18 protein-coding genes and 1 pseudogene are annotated in these 22,150 nt (G+C 60.5%); 13 read left to right on the top strand and 6 right to left on the bottom strand.

Going from position 1 to position 22,150, the window contains the following annotated elements; translation table 11 throughout:
• The first annotated feature begins 456 nt into the window (after window positions 1-456).
• Window positions 457-780 carry a helix-turn-helix domain-containing protein gene (locus tag FQ664_RS01740; RefSeq protein ID WP_144170178.1) on the top strand — a complete coding sequence of 108 codons (324 nt, stop codon included), beginning with the start codon at window positions 457-459 and terminating at the stop codon, window positions 778-780.
• Here the strand turns inward: FQ664_RS01740 and FQ664_RS01735 are convergent.
• Entirely contained in the window at window positions 777-1,127 is a 351-nt protein-coding gene (locus tag FQ664_RS01735) for a type II toxin-antitoxin system RelE/ParE family toxin (protein ID WP_144170177.1), read from the bottom strand. The genes FQ664_RS01740 and FQ664_RS01735 overlap by 4 nt on opposite strands.
• 155 nt (window positions 1,128-1,282) lie before the next feature.
• On the opposite strand from FQ664_RS01735, the pseudogene FQ664_RS01730 reads away from it, so the two are divergent.
• The 4 genes and pseudogenes from FQ664_RS01730 to FQ664_RS01710 form a co-directional block, all read left to right on the top strand.
• Window positions 1,283-1,749, top strand: a pseudogene (locus FQ664_RS01730) (tyrosine-type recombinase/integrase); the annotation flags it as partial.
• Window positions 1,750-2,918: 1,169 nt separating this feature from the next.
• Entirely contained in the window at window positions 2,919-4,577 is a 1,659-nt protein-coding gene (locus FQ664_RS27485; protein WP_218570398.1) for a hypothetical protein, read from the top strand.
• Between the two features lie 94 nt (window positions 4,578-4,671).
• The gene (locus FQ664_RS01715) at window positions 4,672-5,316 is read left to right on the top strand and encodes a hypothetical protein (protein WP_256675791.1); all 645 of its coding nucleotides are present in this window, start codon (window positions 4,672-4,674) and stop codon (window positions 5,314-5,316) included.
• Between the two features lie 125 nt (window positions 5,317-5,441).
• Window positions 5,442-5,648 (top strand): DUF3079 domain-containing protein, encoded by a 207-nt coding sequence (locus FQ664_RS01710; RefSeq protein WP_144170176.1) that lies wholly within the window; start codon window positions 5,442-5,444, stop codon window positions 5,646-5,648.
• Window positions 5,649-5,937: 289 nt separating this feature from the next.
• Here the strand turns inward: FQ664_RS01710 and FQ664_RS01705 are convergent, their stop codons facing one another.
• On the bottom strand, window positions 5,938-7,257 hold the full coding sequence (locus FQ664_RS01705) for an OprD family porin (protein WP_144170175.1): 1,320 nt from the start codon (window positions 7,255-7,257) through the stop codon (window positions 5,938-5,940).
• Between the two features lie 505 nt (window positions 7,258-7,762).
• Between FQ664_RS01705 and FQ664_RS01700 the strand changes: the two genes are divergently transcribed.
• The gene (locus FQ664_RS01700) at window positions 7,763-9,838 is read left to right on the top strand and encodes a TonB-dependent receptor (RefSeq protein WP_144170174.1); all 2,076 of its coding nucleotides are present in this window, start codon (window positions 7,763-7,765) and stop codon (window positions 9,836-9,838) included.
• A 516-nt stretch (window positions 9,839-10,354) separates the two neighbouring features.
• On the opposite strand, the gene aguA is transcribed toward FQ664_RS01700, so the two are convergent.
• Window positions 10,355-11,461 (bottom strand): agmatine deiminase, encoded by a 1,107-nt coding sequence (gene aguA / locus FQ664_RS01685; protein ID WP_144170173.1) that lies wholly within the window; start codon window positions 11,459-11,461, stop codon window positions 10,355-10,357.
• Between the two features lie 280 nt (window positions 11,462-11,741).
• On the opposite strand from aguA, the gene rfbC reads away from it, so the two are divergent.
• The 4 genes from rfbC to FQ664_RS01665 are packed head-to-tail and all read left to right on the top strand — an operon-like array spanning window position 11,742 to window position 16,002.
• Window positions 11,742-12,287, top strand: a complete 546-nt coding sequence (rfbC, locus tag FQ664_RS01680) for a dTDP-4-dehydrorhamnose 3,5-epimerase (protein WP_144170172.1) — start codon at window positions 11,742-11,744, stop codon at window positions 12,285-12,287.
• A gap of 42 nt (window positions 12,288-12,329) precedes the next feature.
• Complete coding sequence (locus FQ664_RS01675; RefSeq protein ID WP_144170246.1) at window positions 12,330-14,144, top strand: sensor histidine kinase; 1,815 nt, start codon at window positions 12,330-12,332, stop codon at window positions 14,142-14,144.
• Window positions 14,141-15,547: a sigma-54-dependent transcriptional regulator gene (locus FQ664_RS01670; RefSeq protein ID WP_144170171.1), complete on the top strand. Its 1,407-nt coding sequence runs from the start codon at window positions 14,141-14,143 to the stop codon at window positions 15,545-15,547. Before FQ664_RS01675 ends, FQ664_RS01670 begins: the two co-directional genes overlap by 4 nt.
• Window positions 15,547-16,002, top strand: a complete 456-nt coding sequence (locus FQ664_RS01665; protein ID WP_144170170.1) for a thioesterase domain-containing protein — start codon at window positions 15,547-15,549, stop codon at window positions 16,000-16,002. Before FQ664_RS01670 ends, FQ664_RS01665 begins: the two co-directional genes overlap by 1 nt.
• A gap of 44 nt (window positions 16,003-16,046) precedes the next feature.
• Here FQ664_RS01665 and cysQ read toward each other — a convergent pair whose 3' ends face one another.
• Window positions 16,047-16,865, bottom strand: a complete 819-nt coding sequence (cysQ, locus tag FQ664_RS01660) for a 3'(2'),5'-bisphosphate nucleotidase CysQ (RefSeq protein WP_144170169.1) — start codon at window positions 16,863-16,865, stop codon at window positions 16,047-16,049.
• Window positions 16,862-17,428 carry an ADP compounds hydrolase NudE gene (gene nudE / locus FQ664_RS01655; protein ID WP_144170168.1) on the bottom strand — a complete coding sequence of 189 codons (567 nt, stop codon included), beginning with the start codon at window positions 17,426-17,428 and terminating at the stop codon, window positions 16,862-16,864. The genes cysQ and nudE overlap by 4 nt, the downstream gene beginning before the upstream one ends.
• 64 nt (window positions 17,429-17,492) lie before the next feature.
• Here nudE and yrfG point away from each other — a divergent pair, with 64 nt between their 5' ends.
• On the top strand, window positions 17,493-18,155 hold the full coding sequence (gene yrfG / locus FQ664_RS01650; protein WP_144170167.1) for a GMP/IMP nucleotidase: 663 nt from the start codon (window positions 17,493-17,495) through the stop codon (window positions 18,153-18,155).
• Window positions 18,156-18,266: 111 nt separating this feature from the next.
• Here yrfG and lysM read toward each other — a convergent pair whose 3' ends face one another.
• Complete coding sequence (gene lysM / locus FQ664_RS01645; RefSeq protein ID WP_144170166.1) at window positions 18,267-18,707, bottom strand: peptidoglycan-binding protein LysM; 441 nt, start codon at window positions 18,705-18,707, stop codon at window positions 18,267-18,269.
• A gap of 181 nt (window positions 18,708-18,888) precedes the next feature.
• Between lysM and fdhD the strand changes: the two genes are divergently transcribed.
• Window positions 18,889-19,719 carry a formate dehydrogenase accessory sulfurtransferase FdhD gene (fdhD, locus tag FQ664_RS01640; protein ID WP_144170165.1) on the top strand — a complete coding sequence of 277 codons (831 nt, stop codon included), beginning with the start codon at window positions 18,889-18,891 and terminating at the stop codon, window positions 19,717-19,719.
• 5 nt (window positions 19,720-19,724) lie between these two features.
• Window positions 19,725-22,070: an FdhF/YdeP family oxidoreductase gene (locus FQ664_RS01635; protein WP_144170164.1), complete on the top strand. Its 2,346-nt coding sequence runs from the start codon at window positions 19,725-19,727 to the stop codon at window positions 22,068-22,070.
• Window positions 22,071-22,150 lie beyond the last annotated feature (80 nt).

The raw sequence follows: 22,150 nt of genomic DNA, 5'->3' as shown, positions 1-22,150 counted from the left end.
TAACAAAATCATATAGTTACTGTCTTTTTCGACTCCTGGTGCCGCACCATAGGCAGTATCAAAAAAGGCTCACCGAAAGGTGGGCCTTTTTTGTTTTCAGGGTCACCCAACCACATCAGCCTTGGCCCAGCCTGGGTTAGTTGGAACAAATGGACTGAAGCCGGCGTGGTCGGTGTCGGAACAACTGTCTTGTGCTGCCTGTTCTGGCCCTATCGCCGGCAAGCCAGCTCCCACAGGTACTGCACAAGGCTCGAGGTCGATGCGGTCGGTGTAGGAGCTGGCTTGCCTGCGATGGGCTGCGCAGCGGCCCCCAACGATCCCAAAGAAGACACAATTTTCTTCTCAAAAGCGCAGCCAAAGCGCAGACACGTCTTCCAACAGAAACGCTTTGACTCACCGATCAAGCCCAGCTAGGATTTTATCGTAAATTTTAGATATTCCTACTGAGGCAAGCCAATGGCGCTTCAATTCCACGAAAGCCCTTTCCACGCCACCCACGATGCAGACACGGCCAGCAAAATGGCCTTGAAAATGGACCTGTCCATCTTCATCACCGACTGCATCAAAAAAATGGGCCTCAAGCAGCATGATGCTGCGGTCAGGCTGAACGTAACCCAATCCCGAATATCCGAGCTTGCAAATGGCAAGATCGAGAAATTCACCCTCGATGCCATGATGGACATGCTCGACAAGCTCGGCTTTCGCACGACCCTCACCCTGCCCTCGAACGATGCCGGTTCACCGCCGCAGATCGTGATCACTCAAGCGCCTGGCAGCTAAACCCTGTACCCCATTTTCCGCAGCTCGTGTTTGAACTCCTTCATCCGCTCTTCTGCAACCTGCATCGCGTGCCGGTCGGACCTGTTGGTCGTTTTTACGAATGAATGCAGCACCACGACCATGTCCGCAAATTTGGCTACATACACGCATCGGAATGCAGGGCTGCCGTTTATGATGAGCTCGATCGCACCCGCCCCTACGGACTCCGTCAACGACTTGATCGGCCGATCAGGGTCCTGACCATACTGGATGCGTCGAAGGTCTTTGCCGAAGTCGTCCTGAACGTCCTTGGGTAGGTCCTTGTATTCACGCTCCGCGGCAGCACTCACAAACGCAAACTTTTTCAACGGTCAACCTACGACGAGAGATTGGATGTGTAGACGGCATGGAGGCCAGTGGGCGGGGAATTTAGCGCAGTCGCTTGCAGTTGGCGGGAATAGAAATGTTTCGCGGTATGAGCCTGAAATATCGTGTTTCTTTCGTCCGTTAATACCAGTTCGACGGGGACATTCACGTTGAGCCCTTATCGTCTCTAGCAGTGGCTTTGCTTGAGCAGGTCCACGTAGTCACGGCAAATTCGACCTAGTGTTGGCGGGGGATGCCAAACCGTGGAAACCGATGTCCGAGAACACGGTGAATACCGCGCTCAGGACGATGGGCTACGACACCAAGGTGGATATCTGCGGCCACGGGTTCCGAGCCATGGCGTGCAGTGCGCTGGTCGAGTCCGGGCTGTGGTCGGGGACTGCTATCGAACGGCAGATGAGCCACAAGGAACGCAATCGCGTGCGCGCCGCCTATATCCATAAGGCCGAATTTCTGGAACAGCGTCGGCTGATCATGGCGTGGTGGAGTAATTACATCGATGCCAACAGATCGGGGCATGTCACTCCACATGAGTTCGCCCACCCAGCGGGCGACAACATCACCCCCTTGCCAAGAGGGCGTGACGCATTCAATCGTCATTAAACCTTCCAGATCGCCACTGGCCGCTCTTTAATTCGGGTCCATCCAAACAGGGCTGCAAAGCCGCCCTGTTTGGATGGACCTCGCTTTGCAAAGCTAAAAGCCGACACGAATCCTTTGGACACCACTGATTTCCACCGGTGGATAATTTCATGCACAAGCCTAGAAGCTAAGAAAATCAGGGCGTTGACCAACATTATCCACAGGCGTAGAACTGAGGTTGCAAACGCTGTCTTTGACAGCACCCAGGTGATCCGAACCTTCAAGGTCACGCCGCTCCTGCGGTGGTTCTCCCCCAAATGGCGATTCGCGTCCGGCAGCTCGCCCGGTCACCTCCCCGGTGATGGATGCCTACTTCAGATCATGGCCCTCGTGCGCCAGACAACACTTTCTACTTCGCTGCCCTGCAGCAACCTATCCGCTTGGCCGAATCTTGCGCCAACCTGCGCCCGTCTCTTTCTCCTGGAAAGAGACGGGCGCTTTTAGCACAGCTGCAGCCCTCATCGCTGTTGGCTTTGCGGATACTCTACTCGTGACAATCAGCGTGACAAACGCCGATGTCACCAGCAACAGCGATGTAGATGATGGTGCCGCAGACCGAGGAATGGACTGCACCTGACTGACAGTCAGGCATGCCCCGGTCATCGCACCACTGCGTTTACCCGGCTCAGGATCTTCAGGCGTTGGTCTCGTCAGCCAATGCAGCCTCCACCCGCCCACCGGTAACGGTGTTCAGGAGGCCAGATCATGAGGTGCCCTTGCTCCCGATCGTAAGGAGCCGCCAGTCCCGCTTTAAAGGACATCCCCACAGGTCGCAGGGGCCTTGATCCCTGATAACACTCAGCATTGTTGGCGGGAAGACGTGGGGAAGGTCTCAATCGTTTAAATCTGTGAAAAGGACTATGTCGTATTGGTTGGAAGGCAGGGCAACTCTGGTTACGACCGAGAACTGAACGACGCTGGCCCTTAAACATTTTCGGACCAGCTCGACAGTGGCATTACGCTTAAGAATGATCGCTGCACGGGGCATCTAAGCGGATTGCGGCAGGGACGACAGGATCCAATAAGCCGCGTCGCTGCAACCCAATCCTTGATATCATAAGAAAAGTAATGGCATATTGCCTCAGCGCATGCCTATGCGTACCCAATTGCCCCGGCACAAGGACGAAAATATGACAACTTACTTTGAAGATACCATTTCGAAAATTTATGGTGATAAAGACGATTTTATAATTATAGGACTGACTGGGCAAACCGGTAGCGGGTGTTCAACCGTAGCAAGTATCCTTTCAAAAAGACAAGAACAAATAAAGCACTCTTTATATAAAGGTAACTCCCCGAACAACAACACCCAAAGAAAAGAAAAAATAATATACAAATGCTTTGAACAAACCTGGAACCCTTTTATCTCAATACAAGCCAGTTCAATATTAACATTGCTGCTTAGTGAAAAAAGCATTGAAGATGTTGCAAGATTCGTGGGGGGAGTAGCAGAACTTACCAGTGAACTGCAAAAAATAATCATAGAGACAATTAAAACAATAAAAGACTCGCACAACACCCTAAACCATCAAGATATTGATGCACTAAGATTTTTTTACACCGAGTTCCTACCAAATAAAAACAATGAGCTAAAAAAGCAAATTGGGGGAGCTGGCTATGTCTCTCTATTCCAAACAGTTGGCAATAATGTCAGGAACTCCGGCGACCCAACCTCAGACGAGGTCAACGGCGGAAATTTCTTTTCTCTAGCCGAACGGATCAACAAAATAATCAAAGATATACGTAAGGCTAGGAACAAAGGTCAAAAGACATTCATCGTCATAGACGCTATCCGAAATCCATTCGAAGCAATCTACTTCCAAGATAGATACTCATCATTTTATTTGATGGCTGTTTCTTGTGAGGATGACCAACGAAAAGCCAGGCTCAGAGCACTGGGGCATACGGACAAGCAAATAAAAGCGATGGACGACGAAGAGTACGGCGACAGAAAACTAACCGACAAATCCACATATATAAAACAGGACATTCAAGCCTGCTTACAACGCTCTGATCTTTATGTTAGCAACCCGAACTCAAGCAACACAGTTTCACATTATAGTTTGCTGGCAAATCAGATCATCACTTTCGTTTGTTTGATGGTTCGCCCAGGATTAGTAACACCCACACCATTAGAAAGATGCATGCAAATAGCTTACACCGCAAAACTGAACTCAGGCTGTATTTCTAGGCAGGTCGGCGCTGTAGTAACAGACAAAAATTTCTCAGTCCAATCCGTAGGATGGAATGACACCCCATTTGGGCAAGTTCCTTGCAGTTTGAGAAACAGATTTGACTTAGTTAACGGTAACGACCAAGAAGCATATTCCGAATATGAAAAGTCCGACATTAAATACATCGCTAGATTCACCAAAGAAAGCAGCAGGTACAAAAAAATAGAAAGCACAGGAAGAAATGTCTCGTACTGTTTTAAAAGCGAATACAACGATTTAATCGGTGAAAAAAATCAAGTGCACACCCGCTCTCTACATGCGGAAGAGAATGCGTTTTTGCAACTGTCCAAATATGGTGGCAGAGGTATAGAACACGGAAAACTATTTACAACCGCAAGCCCTTGCGAACTCTGTGCAAAAAAAGCATATCAACTCGGCGTAAAAGAAATTTATTACATTGATCCATACCCTGGAATTGCAATGAGCCACATACTCATGGGCGGCACCAACAATCCAGAACTAATTCTTTTCTCAGGAGCCATTGGAAAAGCATTCCATAATTTATACTCGTCAAAAATGCCTTACAAAGATGAGCTGAATGCATTATCAATTTAACAACTAAGGTACTACATCACAAACTGCACTAACCTGAGTGAAATTTCACGAGCAGAACCAATACAGCGCTAATGTATGCAGGGGTCAGGCTAGCTTGAAACCTATCTGGCCCCCAGCCCTTTTAAAATCAAAGAACGACAAACCAAGTGAGGCGATGGCTGTGCCCTCGAATACGGCGCATGGGGCCCAGCATTGCGACACCTCACCGCTCGATTACTCGCTAGAAAAACTCTGGGCGCTTGTGTCCTCTGACATGCCCCCCTCTGATCAACATGCCCGTCAGGCACTCGAGCACCTGGTCGTTCAAGCTACAAAAACCTCGCTCGACAAGGCCGTTGCCGAGACCTTCGCTCTCCTCTTCTGGTACAGAAACGAGGAAATGCGCGAAGCACTGGAGAATCGCTTGAACATGCCAAGGCTCGCCCCCGTAAGGAATCGGCGCCTGATGTATCTGGTTGACCGGCTTCGCCGTTCTCCATGCATGAAGCCGGAACAAGCCGAGCAGATGAAGCAGCTGGTCACCCGCTGGAAGGACCTGGCTCAAGGTCTGAATGGAAAACAGGTAGAAAAGGCGCAAGCGGTAAACCGTTACGACAAGGTTGCTGCTACATGGGGCGTGGCTGAGCCCGTATCCAGTCTGATGAACATGGTGCTAGAACTGCAAACCCGGCACTTTGTAGACGCCCATCATCTGCCGAATGGCTATGCCCAGTTGGCAACGCGTCCCCCTCACCACTGATCCGGTAATGTTGGGTCAGTTGAGGTTTGTAGTGGCTGTACTCCTCCCCAAGATTGATCTCAATCAAGCCTGACGTCGGCACGCAGCATAGCCTGAGATCAGTCAGCCCTTGAGGGAAGGAAACCATGGCCAAGAAATTCCCCACAAACCCCAGTCACCCGGAGCGCATCTGCTGGGGCTGTGACCTGTACTGCCCGGCCAAGGCATTGGCCTGTGGCAATGGGGCGAGTCGAACCATGCACCCGGTGGAACTGTTTGGCGAGGACTGGGACAGTTTCGAGGACCGGCTGGAGAAGCCGATTGATCGCGAGCAAGGGACTGGGCCCAGGTGAAAGGGGGCGCCCGCTACAGGGATCGTGCCGGGCTCAAGGCATGCGCTGTACCTGTGAGAGATCACCCAGCCCTTTGGGCTGCGCTGTCGCGTAGAGAACCGGGTTCGCAAGCGGCCCGCATACCCTGTGGGCTTTAGCCGCGAAGAGTCCAACGCGGTGCATGGCACCGGCTGCGCCGGTGTTCGCGGCTAAAGCCGCTCCCACAGAGGCCCTGCTAATTCAATGAGTAATGTGCAGTTCTATGAGAGCCCGGGGGCTGCAAAGCAGCCCCTAGGCCATCAGATCAGGATCAGAAGATGCTGATCGGGTACTCGACGAATACGCGGACTTCGTTGCCGTCGTCGTTGTAACCGTTCTGCTGCACGGCGTTGTTGGTACGCACGAACGAGCTACGCAGCTTGATCGACAGGTCCTTGGCCGGGCCGTCCTGCACCACGTAACGGATCTGGTTGAAGATCTCGCGCTCTTTACCTTCACCGAAGCCCTGCGGGTTGGCGACGTTGCGGGTGTTGATGTTGTCACCCACCACGTAGGCCAGCTTGTAGGTCAGGCCCGGGATGCCGTAGGCACCGAAGTCCAGGCCGTAGCCCAGCTGCCAGGAGCGCTCGTCTTCGGCGTTGAAGTCGGACCAGTACGAGTTGGCCAGGTAGATGGTCGAACCACCGTCACCCACGCCACCGGCGTTCTGGTACCAGCCATAGTTGTAGCCGGTGCTGCCGGTGCTGCGCTGGTGCGCGAGGGTGAACGAGTGCGCACCGTACGCGTAGGTGGCTGCCAGGCTCCAGATGGTGTTGGAGTCGCCGTTGAGTTCGGCGCTCTTGACGAACTTGTTGTCGATGTCCGACTTGTAGCCGTTGAAGTCCAGGGTCAGGGACTGGTCGTTGGCGATCGGGAAGACGTAGTTCAGGCCCAGGTAGTGCTTCTTCATCACGTCTTCGTTGTCGGCGGTGTACAGCGAAGCGGTGAAGTTGTCGGTGAACTTGTAGCTACCACCGAGGACGTTGATCGACTTCAGGCCACCACCGTCACGGCGCTCGGCGCTCTTGCGCGCTTCCTGGGTGAAGCGGCCGGCGTTCAGTTCCAGGCCCTGGATCTCCTTGGAGGTGATCAGGGTACCGGTGAAGCTTTCTGGCAGCAGACGGGCGTCGTCGTACTGCAGCACTGGCAGGGCCGGCATCTGGTCACCGTACTTGAGCACGGTGTTGGAGATGCGGAACTTCACCGCAGCGCCACCACGGGCCAGGTTGTGCGGCGAGTTGGCGTTGCCGTTCTCGTCCTTGAAGTCCGAAGGCTTGAAGAAGTCGACACCAGCGCCACCGTTGTGGCCCTTGCCGCCGTCCAGACGCACGGCGTACAGGCCGAATGCATCGACGCCGACACCGACAGTGCCCTGGGTGAAGCCGGAGGAGAAGTTGGCGATGACGCCCTGGCCCCATTCGATCTGGTCGTCGGTGCCGTGTTTCTTGTCGCGGTTGATGTAGGCGTTACGCAGCAGGACGTTGGCGTGGCTGTCCTCGATGAAGCCTTTGCTGTCGGCCTGATCATTGGCCTGTGCCTGGGTCGCGGCGATCATCGCCAGGGCGACCAGGCTGATCCTGGTTTTCAACATGTTGTTTTCCTTATTTCCTAATCAAAAACGCTCTGCAATATGACGCCAGGAACCAACGCCCCTTCGTAGGTTCGACGCTATGCGGATCCAGACTGGAAGGCCGGCCGGTAATGACACGGCGGCCTCTGGCAGCAGCATGGCCAAGATCATGGCCAGCAGGCGTTGGCCGAATCCTAGCCGTGTGCGATTACAAATGTCAAAAAATCGTGAAATGCAGGTTGATATAACCAAAATATCCTGCGGGGCTGGTGCATTTCCATGCAGGTTCGCGCTATCAGGGGACAATTTATCTTGTGTGCGAAATGGCCTTTTGATCGACCGGACAATTTTCTTGTGCCGGCGCTTTCGCAGCACAAGGCTGTTCCTGCAGGAACACCCGCCCCGGCAGAGACCGCAACAAAAAGACACACATGTAACGACAAGCCTTTACAAATACTCATGCAATAGCAAATAGCAAGCATTACCATCCGCACCTCTTTTTCACCTGCTCGATCCGGATGTGCCCATGCTTGTACCCTGCCGTCTTTCACCCCTGACACTTGGCCTGTCGCTGCTGTTCAGCGCCGGCCTGGCCAGTGCCGCCTCCACCACCCTGCCGGAACTGTCGGTCACCGCCGACAGTGAGCGCGAGAAGGACAACCCGCGAGTCAAGGAGGTAAGCACCGCGACCCGCACCTCGACACCGGTGCGCTATGTGCCGCAGGCCATCGACACGGTGAAGACCGCCAACGTGCTGGATTACGGCAGCAACACCCTGGGCAAGGCGCTGGAAGGCATCCCCAACGTCAGCAGCGGTGCCGACACCCGCTTCGACAGCGTGCGCATTCGCGGCTTCGAGGCCAGCAACGACTTCTACCTGGACGGCATTCGCGACGACAGCCAGTACATCCGCGACCTGCATAACATCGAGCGGGTCGAAGTGCTCAAGGGGCCGGCAGCGGTGCTGTATGGCCGTGGCAGCCAGGGCGGTATCGTCAACCGGGTCAGCAAGGCGCCGGAGCCCGGCCGCCGCTCGACCATCGAGGCGCAGGCCGGCAGCGAAGACCTGCGCAGCCTGTATGCCGACCTCAGCACCGACCCCAGCGACACCGTCAGCCTGCGCCTGAACATGGGCAACCAGGACAACAACAGCTTCCGCGACGGCATCGATGGCAGCCGCCAGCTGTTTGCTCCGTCGATCAGCTGGCAGCTCACCCCCGACCTGAACTGGCTGGTGCAATACGAATACAGCCGCTACAACCGCACCCCGGACCGTGGCATCCCCGGGGTCAACGGCCGCCCGGCCGATGTCAGCCGCAGCACCACTTATGGCGACCAGCGCGACTACATCGACGACCGCGCCCAGTCGCTACGCTCACGCCTGAACTACCAGCTGAACGAGACCTGGCAGCTGCGCCACACCCTGGGCCTGTTCAAGCTCGACAGCGAGTTCGACAACACCTACGTCACGGGCTACGACGCCAGCACCGACATCTTGACCCGCCAGCGCTGGCAGCAGGATCTGAACACCCGCAACCTGTTCAACACCCTGGAGGCCGAGGGCGACTTCGACACCCTGGGCCTGGAGCACAAGCTGTTGCTGGGCCTGGAGTTCGGCAACCAGAAGCGTGACCCGGTGCTGTATAAAGCGGTTGACCAGAAGCTGCCAGGCCTGGGCAAACCCGGCGGCAACCAGCAGCTCAATGGCAACCTGGCGCTGTGGAGCGACAACCACACCGTGGTCGATAGCCGCGGCCTGTACCTGCAGGACCAGATCCGCCTGAACGATGAATGGCAGGTGCTTGCCGGCGTGCGCTTCGACCAGTTCGAAGTGCAGACCACCGACAAGGATGGTCGCCGCGAACCACAGGACAGCAACAGCACCAGCCCACGCCTGGGTGTGGTCTACACACCGTGGCGCGACCATTCGTTCTACGCCTCGTGGAGCAAGACCTTCTCGCCGGTAGGCGGCGGTCTGATCGGCATCACCCCAGGCGCAAAGGGCAACACCAACAAGACCAAGCCGGAAGAGACCCGGCAGAAAGAGATCGGGGTGAAAAGCGACTGGCTCGACCAGCGTCTGACCACCACCCTGGCCATCTACGAGCTGGAACTGTACAACCGCCGCACCCGCGACCCGCATGACCCGGCAAACATCCTGCTCAGCGGCTTGCAGCGTTCGCGTGGTATCGAGTTGACCGCCACCGGCAATATCGTTGGCAACTGGTATGTACGCGGTGGCATCGGCCTGCAGGATGCGATCATCGTCAAGGACAACAATGGCCAGGAAGGCAACCGCATCAATGACGTGGCCAAGCGTAACGCCAGCCTGTTCGTGACCTGGAAACCGGAACTGGGCTGGTACGCCGAAACCGGCCTGACGCTGGTGGGTGAGCGTTATGCGGACAACCAGAACACCACGGTGTTGCCGGGGTATGGCCGCTGGGATGCATTGGCGGGGTACCGCACGCATGACTGGGATGTGCGGGCGGCGCTGAGCAACATTGCCGACAAGACCTACTACAGCTCGGCGACCAGTGCGGCGCAGATCCAGGTGGGTGACCCGCGCAGCCTGGTGGTGACGGGCAGTTACAGCTTCTGATCTTTGTTGCCTGTACCGGCCTCTTCGCGGGCTTGCCCGCTCCCACAGGTACTCCACAGGGTTCGAGACATATGATGTCCCTGTGGGAGCGGCTTTAGCCGCGAAGGGGCCGGTACAGGTTCAAGCAATCGATCAGTGCCACACTGCCATCAGCGCCTGCATTTCTGCTTCGCTGATCAGTCCTTGAGGGTATCGCCCGGCAAGCAGACGTCGTGTGTCGGTCGTCCTGACCCTGATGCTTCCATGGTGTTTCAACCACTTCGCCACAAGCCTGAGCGATTGGTGATTCACTGCCGATGGGCGCAAAGCCGACTCACTTGCTGCATTCATTTCTATACGTACTCCCTGGCCCGTGAGCGGCTAATTTACGTAAGGTTTGTTACAGATCCGAGAGCGCGGCATGGCCGAGCTATCTCACTGAAAACTATACAAAACATATGCCATCACAGGCCTGCGGACGGCCCTCGGAAACAAAAAAGGCCCGTCATGTGACGGGCCCCTTCATTCACTGTGCGCTCAACGCTTGACCGGCGCCGGTTGCTGCTGGGTCAGACAGTGGATGTTGCCACCGCCCAACAGCAGCTCACGGCCAGGGATCATCACCACTTCATGGTCCGGGAAGATTTTCGCCAGGATCGCTCTGGCCTCGGAATCTGCCGGGTCGTCGAAGCTTGGCGCAATGATGCCGCCATTGACGATCAGGAAGTTCACGTACGAACCGGCCAGGCGCACCGACGGGTCACGCTCCTGGCTGCCGGCCACCTGATCGACACCGGCACACTCTTCGGCGGTGGCAAACAGCGGCCCCGGGATCGGCATCTTGTGCACGATGAACTCACGGCCCTTGGCGTCGCGGGTGTTCTTCAACACCTCCATGGCGGCGTGGCAACGTGCATAGTTGGGGTCGTTGGAATCATCGGTCCAGGCCAGTAACACTTCGCCCGGGCGCACGTAACAACAGAAGTTGTCGACGTGGCCGTCGGTCTCGTCGTTGTACAGGCCATCCGGCAGCCAGACCACGGTGTCCACCGCCAAGTGGTCGCGCAGCACCGCTTCGATCTGCTCGCGGTTCAGGTGCGGGTTGCGGTTGCGATTGAGCAGGCATTCTTCGGTGGTGATGACGGTACCTTCGCCGTCCACGTGGATCGAGCCGCCCTCGAGCACGAAGCCTTCGGTGTGGTAGCGCTGGCAGCGCTCCATTTCCAGGACCTTGGCCGCCAGCTCCTCGTCGCGGTTCCACGGTGCGTACAGGCCGCCATCGAAGCCGCCCCAGGCATTGAAGCCCCAGTCCACGCCACGCACCTCACCCTGGTCGTTGATGACGAAGGTCGGACCGGTGTCACGCACCCAGGCATCGTCGTTGCTGATCTCGACCACGCGGATGTTCGGCAGGTCGAGCTGGCGACGGGCATTTTCGTACTGGCCAGCGGAAACCGCGACGGTTACCGGCTCGAAGCGGGCAATGGCCTTGGCCAGGGTCACATGGGCAGCCTGCGCCGGCTTGCCGCCCAGGCGCCAGTTGTCCGGGCGCTCCGGCCAGACCATCCACACCTGGGTTTGCGGGGCCCACTCGGCGGGCATGTGGAAACCATCGGCACGGGGAGTGGAGTTGAGGGTTTTCATGGTTGACCTCTGTGATGGCCCTGAGCCGGACTGTGCTGGGGCGTTCGTTAATTTATAACCGATATATATCGATATTTGAAGCCCGATAATCGGGAAATACGCCAATCACCCCTGCACTTAAACCGATAACAATCGACACTAAAGCAGCCTTGGCTGGTGAGCAAAACGGCCTGACAGCTACCATGGCGAGACCTTGTGAACCCCGTTACAGCGCAAGGCGGAAAAAACCGGTGAGACCGGCTACGGTCAATAGGTGAGCAAAACGGGCCAGCGAATCACCATGAACATCATCCCTACCGCAATACCTGAAGTACTGATCATCGAGCCGAAGGTTTTCGGTGACAGCCGTGGTTTTTTCTTCGAGGCATTCAACGCCCGTGAGTTCGCCCGGCGAACCGGCGTGAATGTCGAGTTCGTCCAGGACAACCACTCGCGCTCCATCAAAGGTGTGCTGCGTGGTCTGCACTACCAGGTGGAAAACACCCAAGGCAAGCTGGTGCGCGTGGTGCAGGGAGAAATCCGTGATATTGCCGTGGACGTGCGCAAAAGCTCGCCGACTTTCGGCCAATGGGTGGCGGTGCAGCTGTCGGCCGACAACCATCGCCAGCTGTGGATTCCACCTGGCTTCGCCCATGGCTTTGCAGTGATGAGCGAGTCGGCCGAGTTCCTCTACAAGACCACCGACTACTACAACCCGGGCGCCGACCGTTGCATCCGCTGGGATGACCCGACCCTGGCCATCGACTGGCGGCTGCAGCAACCACCGCTGCTGTCGGACAAGGACAAGCGCGGCCTGCCGCTGGCGGAGGCGGAACTGCTGCCTTAACTAGCGCATAATTGCGTCAGACTTTTCTGGCGCCTTTACGTGATGATTGCAAAACCCACGCCCCCACGCCGTCCCCGCTGGCGCAGCCTGGCCCTGTTGGCCCTGTGCCTGGCCCCATTACTGTGGCCCCTGCATCACCTGGCCGAACGTTACTACCAGGAAGAACTGGCCTCGCAGAACCGCCAGACCCTCGACCTGTACGTCGCCAACCTGCTCGGTACCCTGCATCGCTACGAAACCTTGCCGCAGATACTCGGCGACCTGCCGGCGCTGCGCGGGGTACTGGCCGACCCGTTGCGCCTGGAAGCGGTGACCAACGCCAACCGCCTGCTCAAGGACATCGTCCAGCAGACCGGCGCCGAGGTGATGTACCTGATGGACGTCAACGGCAACACCCTGGCCGCCTCCAACTGGGACAAACGCGACAGCTTCGTCGGCCGCAACTTCGCCTTCCGCCCCTACTTCAACGAAGCCATGGCCGGCCGCCTGGGACGCTTCTTCGGCCAAGGCACCACATCGGCCAAGCGCGGCTACTTCTTCGCCGCCGCCGTGCATGACCGTGAACGCATCGTTGGCGTACTGGTGGTCAAGGTCGACCTTGACCACACCGAAACCCTGTGGGGTCGCACCCCCGAGCAGCTATTGCTCACCGACCACAATGGCGTGGTCATCCTGACCTCGCGGCCGGACTGGCGCTTCCGCGCGACCCGCGCACTGACCGAGGCCGAGCGCCAGGCCATCATCGCCATCCAGCCCTACCCGACCCAGGCCCCGCAACCGCTGGTGCTCAACCCGGACGCCTGGATCAGCCAGACCCGCGACATCAAGGAAACCGGCTGGCAGGTCAGCATCCTCGCCCCGCGCATGCTGGTCGACCGTTCGGTGCAAACCGTGATGGCCATCGGCGCCGGCACCCTGCTGGTGCTGATGCTGCTGGCCGGCCTGGTGATGCAGCGGCGCCGCCACTACATCGACCGCATCGACTTCGAGGCCCGTGGCCGCCAGGAGCTGGAAAAACGCGTGGCCGAGCGCACCGCCGACCTCGAAGGCCTGAACACCCGGCTCAAGAGCGCCGTGCTGGAACGCGAGAACGCCCAACAGGAGGCCGTGCGCGCCCAGGATGAGCTGGTGCAGGCCGGCAAGCTGTCGGTGCTCGGTACCATGTCGGCCAGCATCAGCCACGAGCTCAACCAGCCGCTGGCCGCCATCCGCAGCTATGCGGAAAACGCCGAGATCCTGCTCGACCACCAGCGTACCGAGGACGCCCGCAGCAACCTCAAGCTGATCGGCGAGCTGACCGGGCGCATGGCCTCGATCATCGCCCACCTGCGCGCCTTCGCCCGCCGCGACCGCCACGCCCCGGAGAGCGTGGCCCTGCAGCCGGCCCTGGACGATGCCCTGGCGCTGCTGGCCAAGCGCCGCCGGGCCATGGCCGTGGAGCTGATCCGCGACCTGCCGGAGGCCACCTTGTGGGTGCAGGCCGGCGAGACCCGCCTGCGCCAGGTGCTCGGCAACCTGCTGGCCAATGCCCTCGACGCCCTGACCGAAAAAGCCAACCCGCGCCGCCTGTGGCTAAGTGCCGAGCAGCGCGATGACTGCGTCTACCTGTACATTCGCGACAACGGCCCCGGCTTCAGCCGCCAGGCCCTGGAGCACGCCAAGGAGCCGTTCTTCACCACCAAGACCCGCACCCAGGGCCTGGGCCTGGGGCTGGCCATCTGCGAAAGCCTGATGCGCGCCCTGGGCGGTGAACTGCTGCTGGCCAACCACCCGGAAGGTGGCGCACTGCTGACCCTGCAACTGCGTGTGGCCGCACCTGGCGCTACTTTGCCCAATTCGGAGGACCCCTCGGCATGACCACCGAGACACTGATCGACAGCCGAGCCCAGGTCATCCTGGTCGATGATGACCCGCACCTGCGCCAGGCCCTGAGCCAGACCCTGGACCTGGCCGGGCTCAAGGTGGTTGCCCTGGCCGATGCCCAGGGCCTGGCCGAACGCATCGAGGCCGACTGGCCCGGCGTGGTGGTCAGCGACATCCGCATGCCGGGCATCGATGGCCTGCAACTGCTGGAGCAACTGCACGGCCGTGACAACGAGCTGCCGGTGCTGTTGATCACCGGCCACGGCGACGTGCCGCTGGCGGTTCAGGCGATGCGCGCCGGGGCCTATGACTTCCTGGAAAAACCCTTCGCCAGCGACGCCTTGCTCGACAGCGTGCGCCGCGCCCTGGCCCTGCGCCGCCTGGTACTGGACAACCGCAGCCTGCGCCTGGCCCTGAGCGACCGCCAGCAACTGGCCACCCGCCTGGTGGGCCAGTCGCCGTCCATGCAGCGCCTGCGCGAGCAGATCGGTGCCTTGGCCGGCACCCGCGCCGATGTGCTGATACTGGGTGAGACCGGTGCCGGCAAAGAGGTGGTGGCCCGCGCCCTGCACGACCTGTCCAGCCGCCGCGACGGGCCGTTCGTGGCGATCAACGCCGGCGCACTGGCCGAATCGGTGGTCGAAAGCGAGCTGTTCGGCCATGAGCCCGGTGCGTTCACCGGCGCACAGAAACGCCGCATCGGCAAGTTCGAGTTCGCCAACGGCGGCACGCTGTTCCTCGACGAAATCGAGAGCATGAGCCTGGATGTGCAGGTGAAACTGCTGCGCATGCTGCAGGAGCGGGTGGTCGAGCGCCTGGGCGGCAACCAGCTGATCCCGCTGGACATCCGCATCATCGCCGCGACCAAGGAAGACCTGCGCCAGTCCGCCGACCAAGGGCGCTTCCGCGCCGACCTGTATTACCGCCTGAACGTGGCGCCGCTGCGTATTCCACCGCTGCGCGAACGCGGCGATGACATTCTGGTGCTGTTCCAGTACTTCGCCGACGCTGCCAGCCAGCGCCATGGCCTGTCGCCGCACGCCCTGCAGCCGGCCCAGCGCGCCATGCTGCTGCGTCACGACTGGCCCGGTAACGTACGCGAGCTGCAAAACGCCGCCGAGCGTTTCGCCCTTGGCCTGGAACTGGCCCTGGACGGCCAGGCGCCACCTGCGGCAATGCCTTCGGTACCGATGCCGAGCGGCAACCTCAGCGAACAGGTCGAGCAGTTCGAACGCTCGCTGATTGCTGCCGAACTGGCCCAGCCACACAGCTCCATGCGCAGCCTGGCCGAGGCGCTGGGTATCCCCCGCAAGACCCTGCACGACAAGCTGCGCAAGCATGGCTTGAGCTTCGACGGCGGTAGCGGCGGGCATGACGATCAAGAGGACATCCGTTAATGAACAGCGATAGCCAGTACCTGCAGTCCGTCCTGCACGGCGACATCCCCCTGACCCGCGAAATGGGCCTGGAAGTGCTCGATTGGCAGCAGCACACCCTGCGCCTGCAACTGCCGCTGGCGGCCAACGTCAACCACAAGAGCACCATGTTCGGCGGCAGCCTGTACTGCGCCGCCGTGCTGGTGGGTTGGGGCTGGCTGCACCTGCGCCTGCGCGAGCTGGGGATCGATGACGGGCATATCGTCATCCAGGAAGGGCAGATCAGTTATCCGCTGCCGGTTACCGGGGCGGCGGTGGCGCGTTGTGCGGCGCCGGATGAGAAGACTTGGGAGCGGTTCCTGAACATGTACCAGCGGCGCGGCCGCGCGCGGTTGACGCTGCAGACCACGGTGAGCAATGCCAGTAGTGACGAGCCTGCTGTTACCTTCAGCGGCCAGTACGTCCTGCACCGCTGAAACTGGAAGGCTGTCGCGATCTCTGTGGGATCGCGCCAAGGCTGTCAGATCAGGTTCAGGAAGGCTTGGCGCCAGGCAGCATTTGCCGGCAACGCCAGGAAATACGGATTGAGCAACGACTCCCGCGCCGGGTACCGGAACGGCAAGCCATCAACGCCGATCACCTCGCCCCCGGCGCCTTCCACCACCCCCTGCGCCGCCGCGGTATCCCACTGCGAAGTCGGCGCCAGACGCGGATAGCAATCGGCGCTACCCTCGGCCAACAGGCAGAACTTCAACGAACTGCCGATATTGGCCAGCTCCAGTTCACCCACCGCAGCCCCCAACCCGGCCAACAGCGCTTCCTGTTCCGGGCTGGAATGGCGACGGCTGGCAACCACGGTGAAACGCCCACCCGCCGGCGGCGCGTTGCGTACCTGGATCGGCTGGGCGGCGTCACCGGCTTGCGCACGCCAGGCACCCAAGCCGCGCCCCCCGAAGTAGCAGCGCCCGTTGGTCGGCATGGACACCACGCCAAACACCACCTCGCCGTTTTCAACCAGGGCGATGTTGACCGTGAACTCTTCGCTGCCGGCGATGAACTCCTTGGTACCGTCCAGCGGGTCGACCAGCCACCAGCGGCTCCAGCCCTGGCGCTCGGCCAGCGGAATGTTGCAGTCCTCTTCGGACAGCACCGGGATCTGCGGCGCCAGCGCCAGCAGGCCATCGGCAATCACCCGGTGTGCCGCCAGGTCGGCGGCGGTGACCGGCGAATCGTCGGCCTTGTTGGTCACGGCCACATCGGCACGCCAGAACGGCAGGATCGCCTCACCCGCCAACAAGGCCAGCTTGACCACTTCGTGCATCAATTGCAGGTCGTTCATGCTTCCAGCAGCCCCCGCTGAATCAGCAGGTCACGCGCCAGGTATAGCGCAGCCAAGGCACGCCCCTCGGTGAACTGCGGGTGCATGGCCAGGGCCGAGAGTTCGCGCAGGTTGACCTTGTCGACCCGCATCGGCTCCGGCTCATCGCCTTCCAGGCGCTCCTCGTACAGCTCGCTGGCCAGCACCACCTGGATCTTCTGGCTCATGTAGCCCGGCGACAGCGACAGCTCGGTCAGGTGCTCCAGCTGGCGCGCGCCAAAACCGGCTTCTTCCTTGAGCTCCCGGTCGGCGGCCGCCAGCACGTCCTCGCCCGGCTCGATCAGGCCCTTGGGCAACGACAGCTCGTATTCGTCGGTGCCACCGCAGTATTCCTCCACCAGCACCGCGTGCTCGGCGTCGAGCATGGCCACGATCATCACCGCGCCGTAGCCATTGCCCCGGCCCACCAGGCGCTCGTAGGTGCGCTCGTTGCCATTGCTGAAGCGCAATTGCACGGCTTCGACGCGAAACAGGCGGCTGCTGGCGACGATTTCGCGGCTGAGGACGGTGGGTTTCTGGCGCATGGGGCGGCTCCTTGGCGTGAACGGGTTACTATACCGTGGCTTGCCGACTGATCGAGAGTTTCCCATGCCTGTTCTTCCCTGGTCTGCCATCGATACCGTCCTGCTGGACATGGATGGCACCCTGCTCGACCTGCATTACGACAACCGTTTCTGGCTGGACCACCTGCCCCAGCGCTATGCCGAGCTGCACGGGGTGAGCCGGGCCATGGCGGAAATGGAGCTGCAGCCGCTGTTCGAACGCAATGCCGGCACGCTGAACTGGTATTGCCTGGACTTCTGGAGCCGCGAGCTGCGCCTGCCGATCCGCGAGCTGAAACAGGAAATCGCCGACCTGATTGCCCTGCGCCCGGATGCCGATACCTTCCTGGCAGCGATCCGCGACGCGGGCAAGCGCGTGGTGATGATCACCAATGCGCACCGGGATTCGCTGTCGCTGAAGCTGGAGCGGGTGGAGCTGGCGCCGTATTTCGAGCGGCTGATCAGCTCGCATGACTATGGCTACCCGAAGGAAAGCCCGCAGTTCTGGGATGCATTGCAGGCGGACATCGGCTTTGAGCCGGGGCGCAGCCTGTTCATCGATGACACCCTGGCGATTCTGCGCAGTGCGCGCAGGTTTGGTGTGGGGCATCTGCTGGCGGTGCGCCAGCCGGATAGCCAGGCAGAGCCTCGGGATACCGAGGAGTTTGCGGCGGTCGAGGACTACCGGGAATTATTGGTAGGCCTGTGAAGGCCCTTTCGCGGGTAAACCCGCTCCCACAGGATCACCACAGGTCTGAACTGTGTGCGATCCCTGTGGGAGCGGGTTTACCCGCGAAGAGGCCGGTACAGGCGGCAGAGATCAGTCAGGAATACGCAGCACCTGCCCCGGATAGATCTTGTCCGGGTGCTTGAGCATCGGTTTGTTGGCCTCGAAGATCTTCTGGTACTTGTTGGGGTCGCCATACTCCTTCTTCGAAATGGCACTCAACGTGTCACCCTTCGCCACCGTCACGAACCGCGCCGCCTGCGCCACCGGCCCAGTCACGGTGATCTGGTCATCGACACTGGCCACGCCAGCAATGTTGCCCGCCGCCAGGATGATCTTCTCTTTCTCCTCCTGGCTGGCCACCTCGCCCTTGAGGATGATCGTGTCGCCCTCTACAGTGGCGCTGATATTCGGGTTGCCCAGGCCGACACTTTCCACGTGTTTCTTCAGCTGCTCTTCGGCATTGGCGTTACCGGGGGTCAGCAGGTCGATCAACTTCTCCCCCGCTTCCTTGACGAAACTGAACAAGCTCATAGCGCTCTCCTTGTTGATGAAGCCTCGGACACAGCAGTCTAGGCCAGCTTTTCTCCTACCGCCCCTGTACGACCAATCGACGCTGTCTATCAAGGCATAGACCCTAGCGATTAGACGCCGCCGGCCCGCACGCCTAGGCTTGTGCTATCAAAGAGCTGCCGATAGCCCCGATACCGCCCCGATGAAAAGCAAGCCTCCGGTCTGCGCGGCCTCATCACCCCTGTCCATGCCCGCCGCCAGCAACACCTACGATTACGTCCAGCTCAGCGATGCCAGACGCGACAGCACGCCCTTGGCCGAAGAAGTGGCCCTGGCCATTGCCTACAACGGCCTCAACCAGGCGGTGATGCTGGTCAGCCCCACCGACCTGGAAGACTTCGCCGTCGGCTTCAGTGTCGGCAGCGGCATTGTCGAAGGCACCACGGAAATCTACGACCTGAAGCTCTCCGGCAGCGGCTCGGCGATGTATGCCGACCTGGAGATTTCCAGCCGTGCATTCTGGAACCTGAAAAACCAGCGCCGCCAGCTGGCCGGTACCAGTGGTTGCGGCCTGTGCGGGGTCGAAGCGCTGGAGCAGGCATTGCCAGAGCTGGCCGAGCTGCCTGGTGCGCCCTTGCCACCGGCGCAATGGCTGGTCGGCCTGCGTCAGCGCATCGATGCCTTCCAGCCCCTCGGCCAGCACTGTGGCGCGGTGCATGCGGCGCTGTTCATGGACCGCCACGGCGAACTGCTGCTCGGCCGCGAAGACATCGGCCGGCACAACGCCCTCGACAAGCTGATCGGCGCCCTGCTGCGCCAAGGCATCGACAGCCAGGGCGGCCTGGCCATCGTTACCAGCCGCTGCAGCCTGGAACTGATCCAGAAGGTGTTGCGGGCCGGTATCCAGACCCTGGTCAGCCTGTCAGCGCCCACCGGCCTTGCCCTGCAATGGGCGCGCAAGCACAACCTCAACCTTATCCATCTGCCCAAGCACAGCGCACCGCGGGTCTACAGCCCAGCGGCGGAGTCGTAACACTCGTGACCTCGTACCAACACCTCCCGAACAACGCCCCAGCCTCCTCCCCTCGCTACAAGCCCTACCACGGCCCCGCCGGTGGCTGGGGCGCGCTGCGCAGCGTGGCCAAGGCCTGGGTCGGCAGCGATAACGCGCTGAAGAACATTCGCGCCCTGCTCAAGACCAACCAGAACGGCGGTTTCGACTGCCCCGGCTGCGCCTGGGGCGACGCGCCGGAAAGCGGCATGGTCAAGTTCTGCGAGAACGGTGCCAAGGCAGTGAACTGGGAGGCGACCAAGCGCCGCGTCGATGCGGCCTTTTTTGCCCGCTACAGCGTCACTTCGCTACTGCAGCAGAGCGATTACTGGCTGGAGTACCAGGGGCGCCTGACCGAGCCGATGGTCTATGACGCACCCAGCGACCGCTACCAGCCAATCAGCTGGGACGCCGCCTTCACCCTGATCGCCCGCGAACTGAACAAACTGGCCAACCCGGACCAGGCCGAGTTCTACACGTCGGGACGCGCCAGCAACGAGGCGGCATACCTGTACCAGTTGTTCGTGCGCGCCTACGGCACCAACAACTTCCCCGACTGCTCGAACATGTGCCACGAGGCCAGTGGCGTGGCCCTGGGGCAAAGCATCGGGGTCGGCAAGGGCACCGTCACCTTCGACGACTTCGAGCATGCCGACGCAATTTTCGTCTGGGGCCAGAACCCCGGTACCAACCACCCGCGCATGCTCGACCCGCTGCGCGATGCGGTAAAACGCGGAGCTCAGGTGGTGTGCATCAACCCGCTCAAGGAGCGTGGCCTGGAGCGCTTCCAGCACCCGCAGAACCCGCTGGAAATGCTGACCAATAGCGACCGGCCGACCAACACCGCATTCTTCCGCCCGGCCCTGGGCGGCGACATGGCGATGCTGCGCGGCATGGCCAAGTTCGTCCTGCAATGGGAGCGCGAAGCCCAGGCCAAGGGCGAACCGGCCGTCTTCGACCACGCCTTCATCGCCGAACATGGCCATGGCGTCGACGACTATCTGGCGGTAGTGGATGCCACCCCGTGGGAACACATCCAGACCCAGTCCGGCTTGGCGCTGACCGACATCGAACTGGCCGCGCGCATGTACTGCCGCGGCAAGCGGGTGATCATGTGCTGGGCGATGGGCATTACCCAGCACCGCCATTCGGTGCCGACCATCCAGGAAATCGTCAACCTGCAGATGCTGCGCGGCAACATCGGCGTGCCAGGCGCCGGCCTGTGCCCGGTGCGCGGCCACAGTAATGTGCAGGGTGACCGTACCATGGGCATCAACGAACGCCCGCCGGCGGCCCTGCTGGACGCCATCGAGCAGCGCTTCGGCTTCCCCGTGCCCCGGCACAACGGCCACAACACCGTCGAGGCGATCCACGCCATGCTCGACGGCCGGGCCAAGGTGTTCATCGGCCTGGGAGGCAACTTCGCCCAGGCCACGCCGGACACCGAGCGCACCGCCCAGGCACTGCGCAACTGCGAGCTGACCGTACACATCAGTACCAAGCTCAACCGCAGCCACCTGGTGCACGGCAAACAGGCACTGATCCTGCCGTGCCTGGGGCGCACCGATATCGACCTGCAGGCCGACGGGCCACAGGCGGTAACGGTGGAAGATTCCTTCAGCATGGTCCACGCCTCCAATGGCCAGCTGAAGCCGCTGTCGACGCAAATGCGCTCGGAGCCGGCGGTAATCGCTGGTATCGCCGCCGCCACCCTGGGCAAGAAGCCCGTGGACTGGCACTGGCTGGTGGCTGACTACGACCGCATCCGCGAGCTGATCGGCGACACCATCGACGGCTTCAGCGGCTTCAACCAGCGCCTGCGCGAGCCGGGCGGTTTCTACCTGGGCAACAGCGCCGCCAGCCGCGAATGGAAAACCAGCAGCGGCCGCGCCAACTTCAAGGCCAACCTGCTGCCCGACACGCTGCTCGACGAGCGCGTGCGCGCCAGCGGCCAGCTGCCGGACCTGATCATGCAGTCGCTGCGCTCGCACGATCAGTACAACACCACCATCTACGGCCTGGACGACCGCTACCGCGGCGTGCGCGGCCAGCGCGAGGTGCTGTTCGCCAACGAAGCCGACATCATCCGCCTGGGCTTCCAGCCGGGGCAGCAGGTCGACATCGTGTCGTTGTGGGGGGATGAGCATGTGCGCCGTGTGCACGGCTTTACTCTGCTGGCCTTCGACATCCCGGCCGGGCAAGCGGCGGCGTACTACCCGGAGGTGAACCCGCTGGTGCCGCTGGAAAGCATTGGCGATGGCAGCCATACGCCGACGTCGAAGTTCATTGCCATCAAGCTGGAGCGGGCGCGGGACCAGGGGCGTATCCTGTAGGCATTGTGTTGGCTTCTTCGCGGGTGAACCCGCTCCCACAGGGGCAACACATGACCTGAGAATGGTGATTCCCTGTAGGA

It is taken from the genome of Pseudomonas persica (assembly GCF_900291015.1).
GTDB lineage: Bacteria > Pseudomonadota > Gammaproteobacteria > Pseudomonadales > Pseudomonadaceae > Aquipseudomonas.
This window is presented reverse-complemented; position numbering and strand designations above follow the sequence as displayed.

Coding starts and splice junctions, on each gene's coding strand:
- FQ664_RS01740 (WP_144170178.1), top strand. CDS start 457: ATGGCGCTTCAATTCCACGAAAGCCCTTTCCACGCCACCCACGATGCA.
- FQ664_RS27485 (WP_218570398.1), top strand. CDS start 2,919: ATGACAACTTACTTTGAAGATACCATTTCGAAAATTTATGGTGATAAA.
- FQ664_RS01710 (WP_144170176.1), top strand. CDS start 5,442: ATGGCCAAGAAATTCCCCACAAACCCCAGTCACCCGGAGCGCATCTGC.
- FQ664_RS01705 (WP_144170175.1), bottom strand. CDS start 7,257: ATGTTGAAAACCAGGATCAGCCTGGTCGCCCTGGCGATGATCGCCGCG.
- FQ664_RS01700 (WP_144170174.1), top strand. CDS start 7,763: ATGCTTGTACCCTGCCGTCTTTCACCCCTGACACTTGGCCTGTCGCTG.
- aguA (WP_144170173.1), bottom strand. CDS start 11,461: ATGAAAACCCTCAACTCCACTCCCCGTGCCGATGGTTTCCACATGCCC.
- rfbC (WP_144170172.1), top strand. CDS start 11,742: ATGAACATCATCCCTACCGCAATACCTGAAGTACTGATCATCGAGCCG.
- FQ664_RS01675 (WP_144170246.1), top strand. CDS start 12,330: ATGATTGCAAAACCCACGCCCCCACGCCGTCCCCGCTGGCGCAGCCTG.
- FQ664_RS01670 (WP_144170171.1), top strand. CDS start 14,141: ATGACCACCGAGACACTGATCGACAGCCGAGCCCAGGTCATCCTGGTC.
- FQ664_RS01665 (WP_144170170.1), top strand. CDS start 15,547: ATGAACAGCGATAGCCAGTACCTGCAGTCCGTCCTGCACGGCGACATC.
- cysQ (WP_144170169.1), bottom strand. CDS start 16,865: ATGAACGACCTGCAATTGATGCACGAAGTGGTCAAGCTGGCCTTGTTG.
- nudE (WP_144170168.1), bottom strand. CDS start 17,428: ATGCGCCAGAAACCCACCGTCCTCAGCCGCGAAATCGTCGCCAGCAGC.
- yrfG (WP_144170167.1), top strand. CDS start 17,493: ATGCCTGTTCTTCCCTGGTCTGCCATCGATACCGTCCTGCTGGACATG.
- lysM (WP_144170166.1), bottom strand. CDS start 18,707: ATGAGCTTGTTCAGTTTCGTCAAGGAAGCGGGGGAGAAGTTGATCGAC.
- fdhD (WP_144170165.1), top strand. CDS start 18,889: ATGAAAAGCAAGCCTCCGGTCTGCGCGGCCTCATCACCCCTGTCCATG.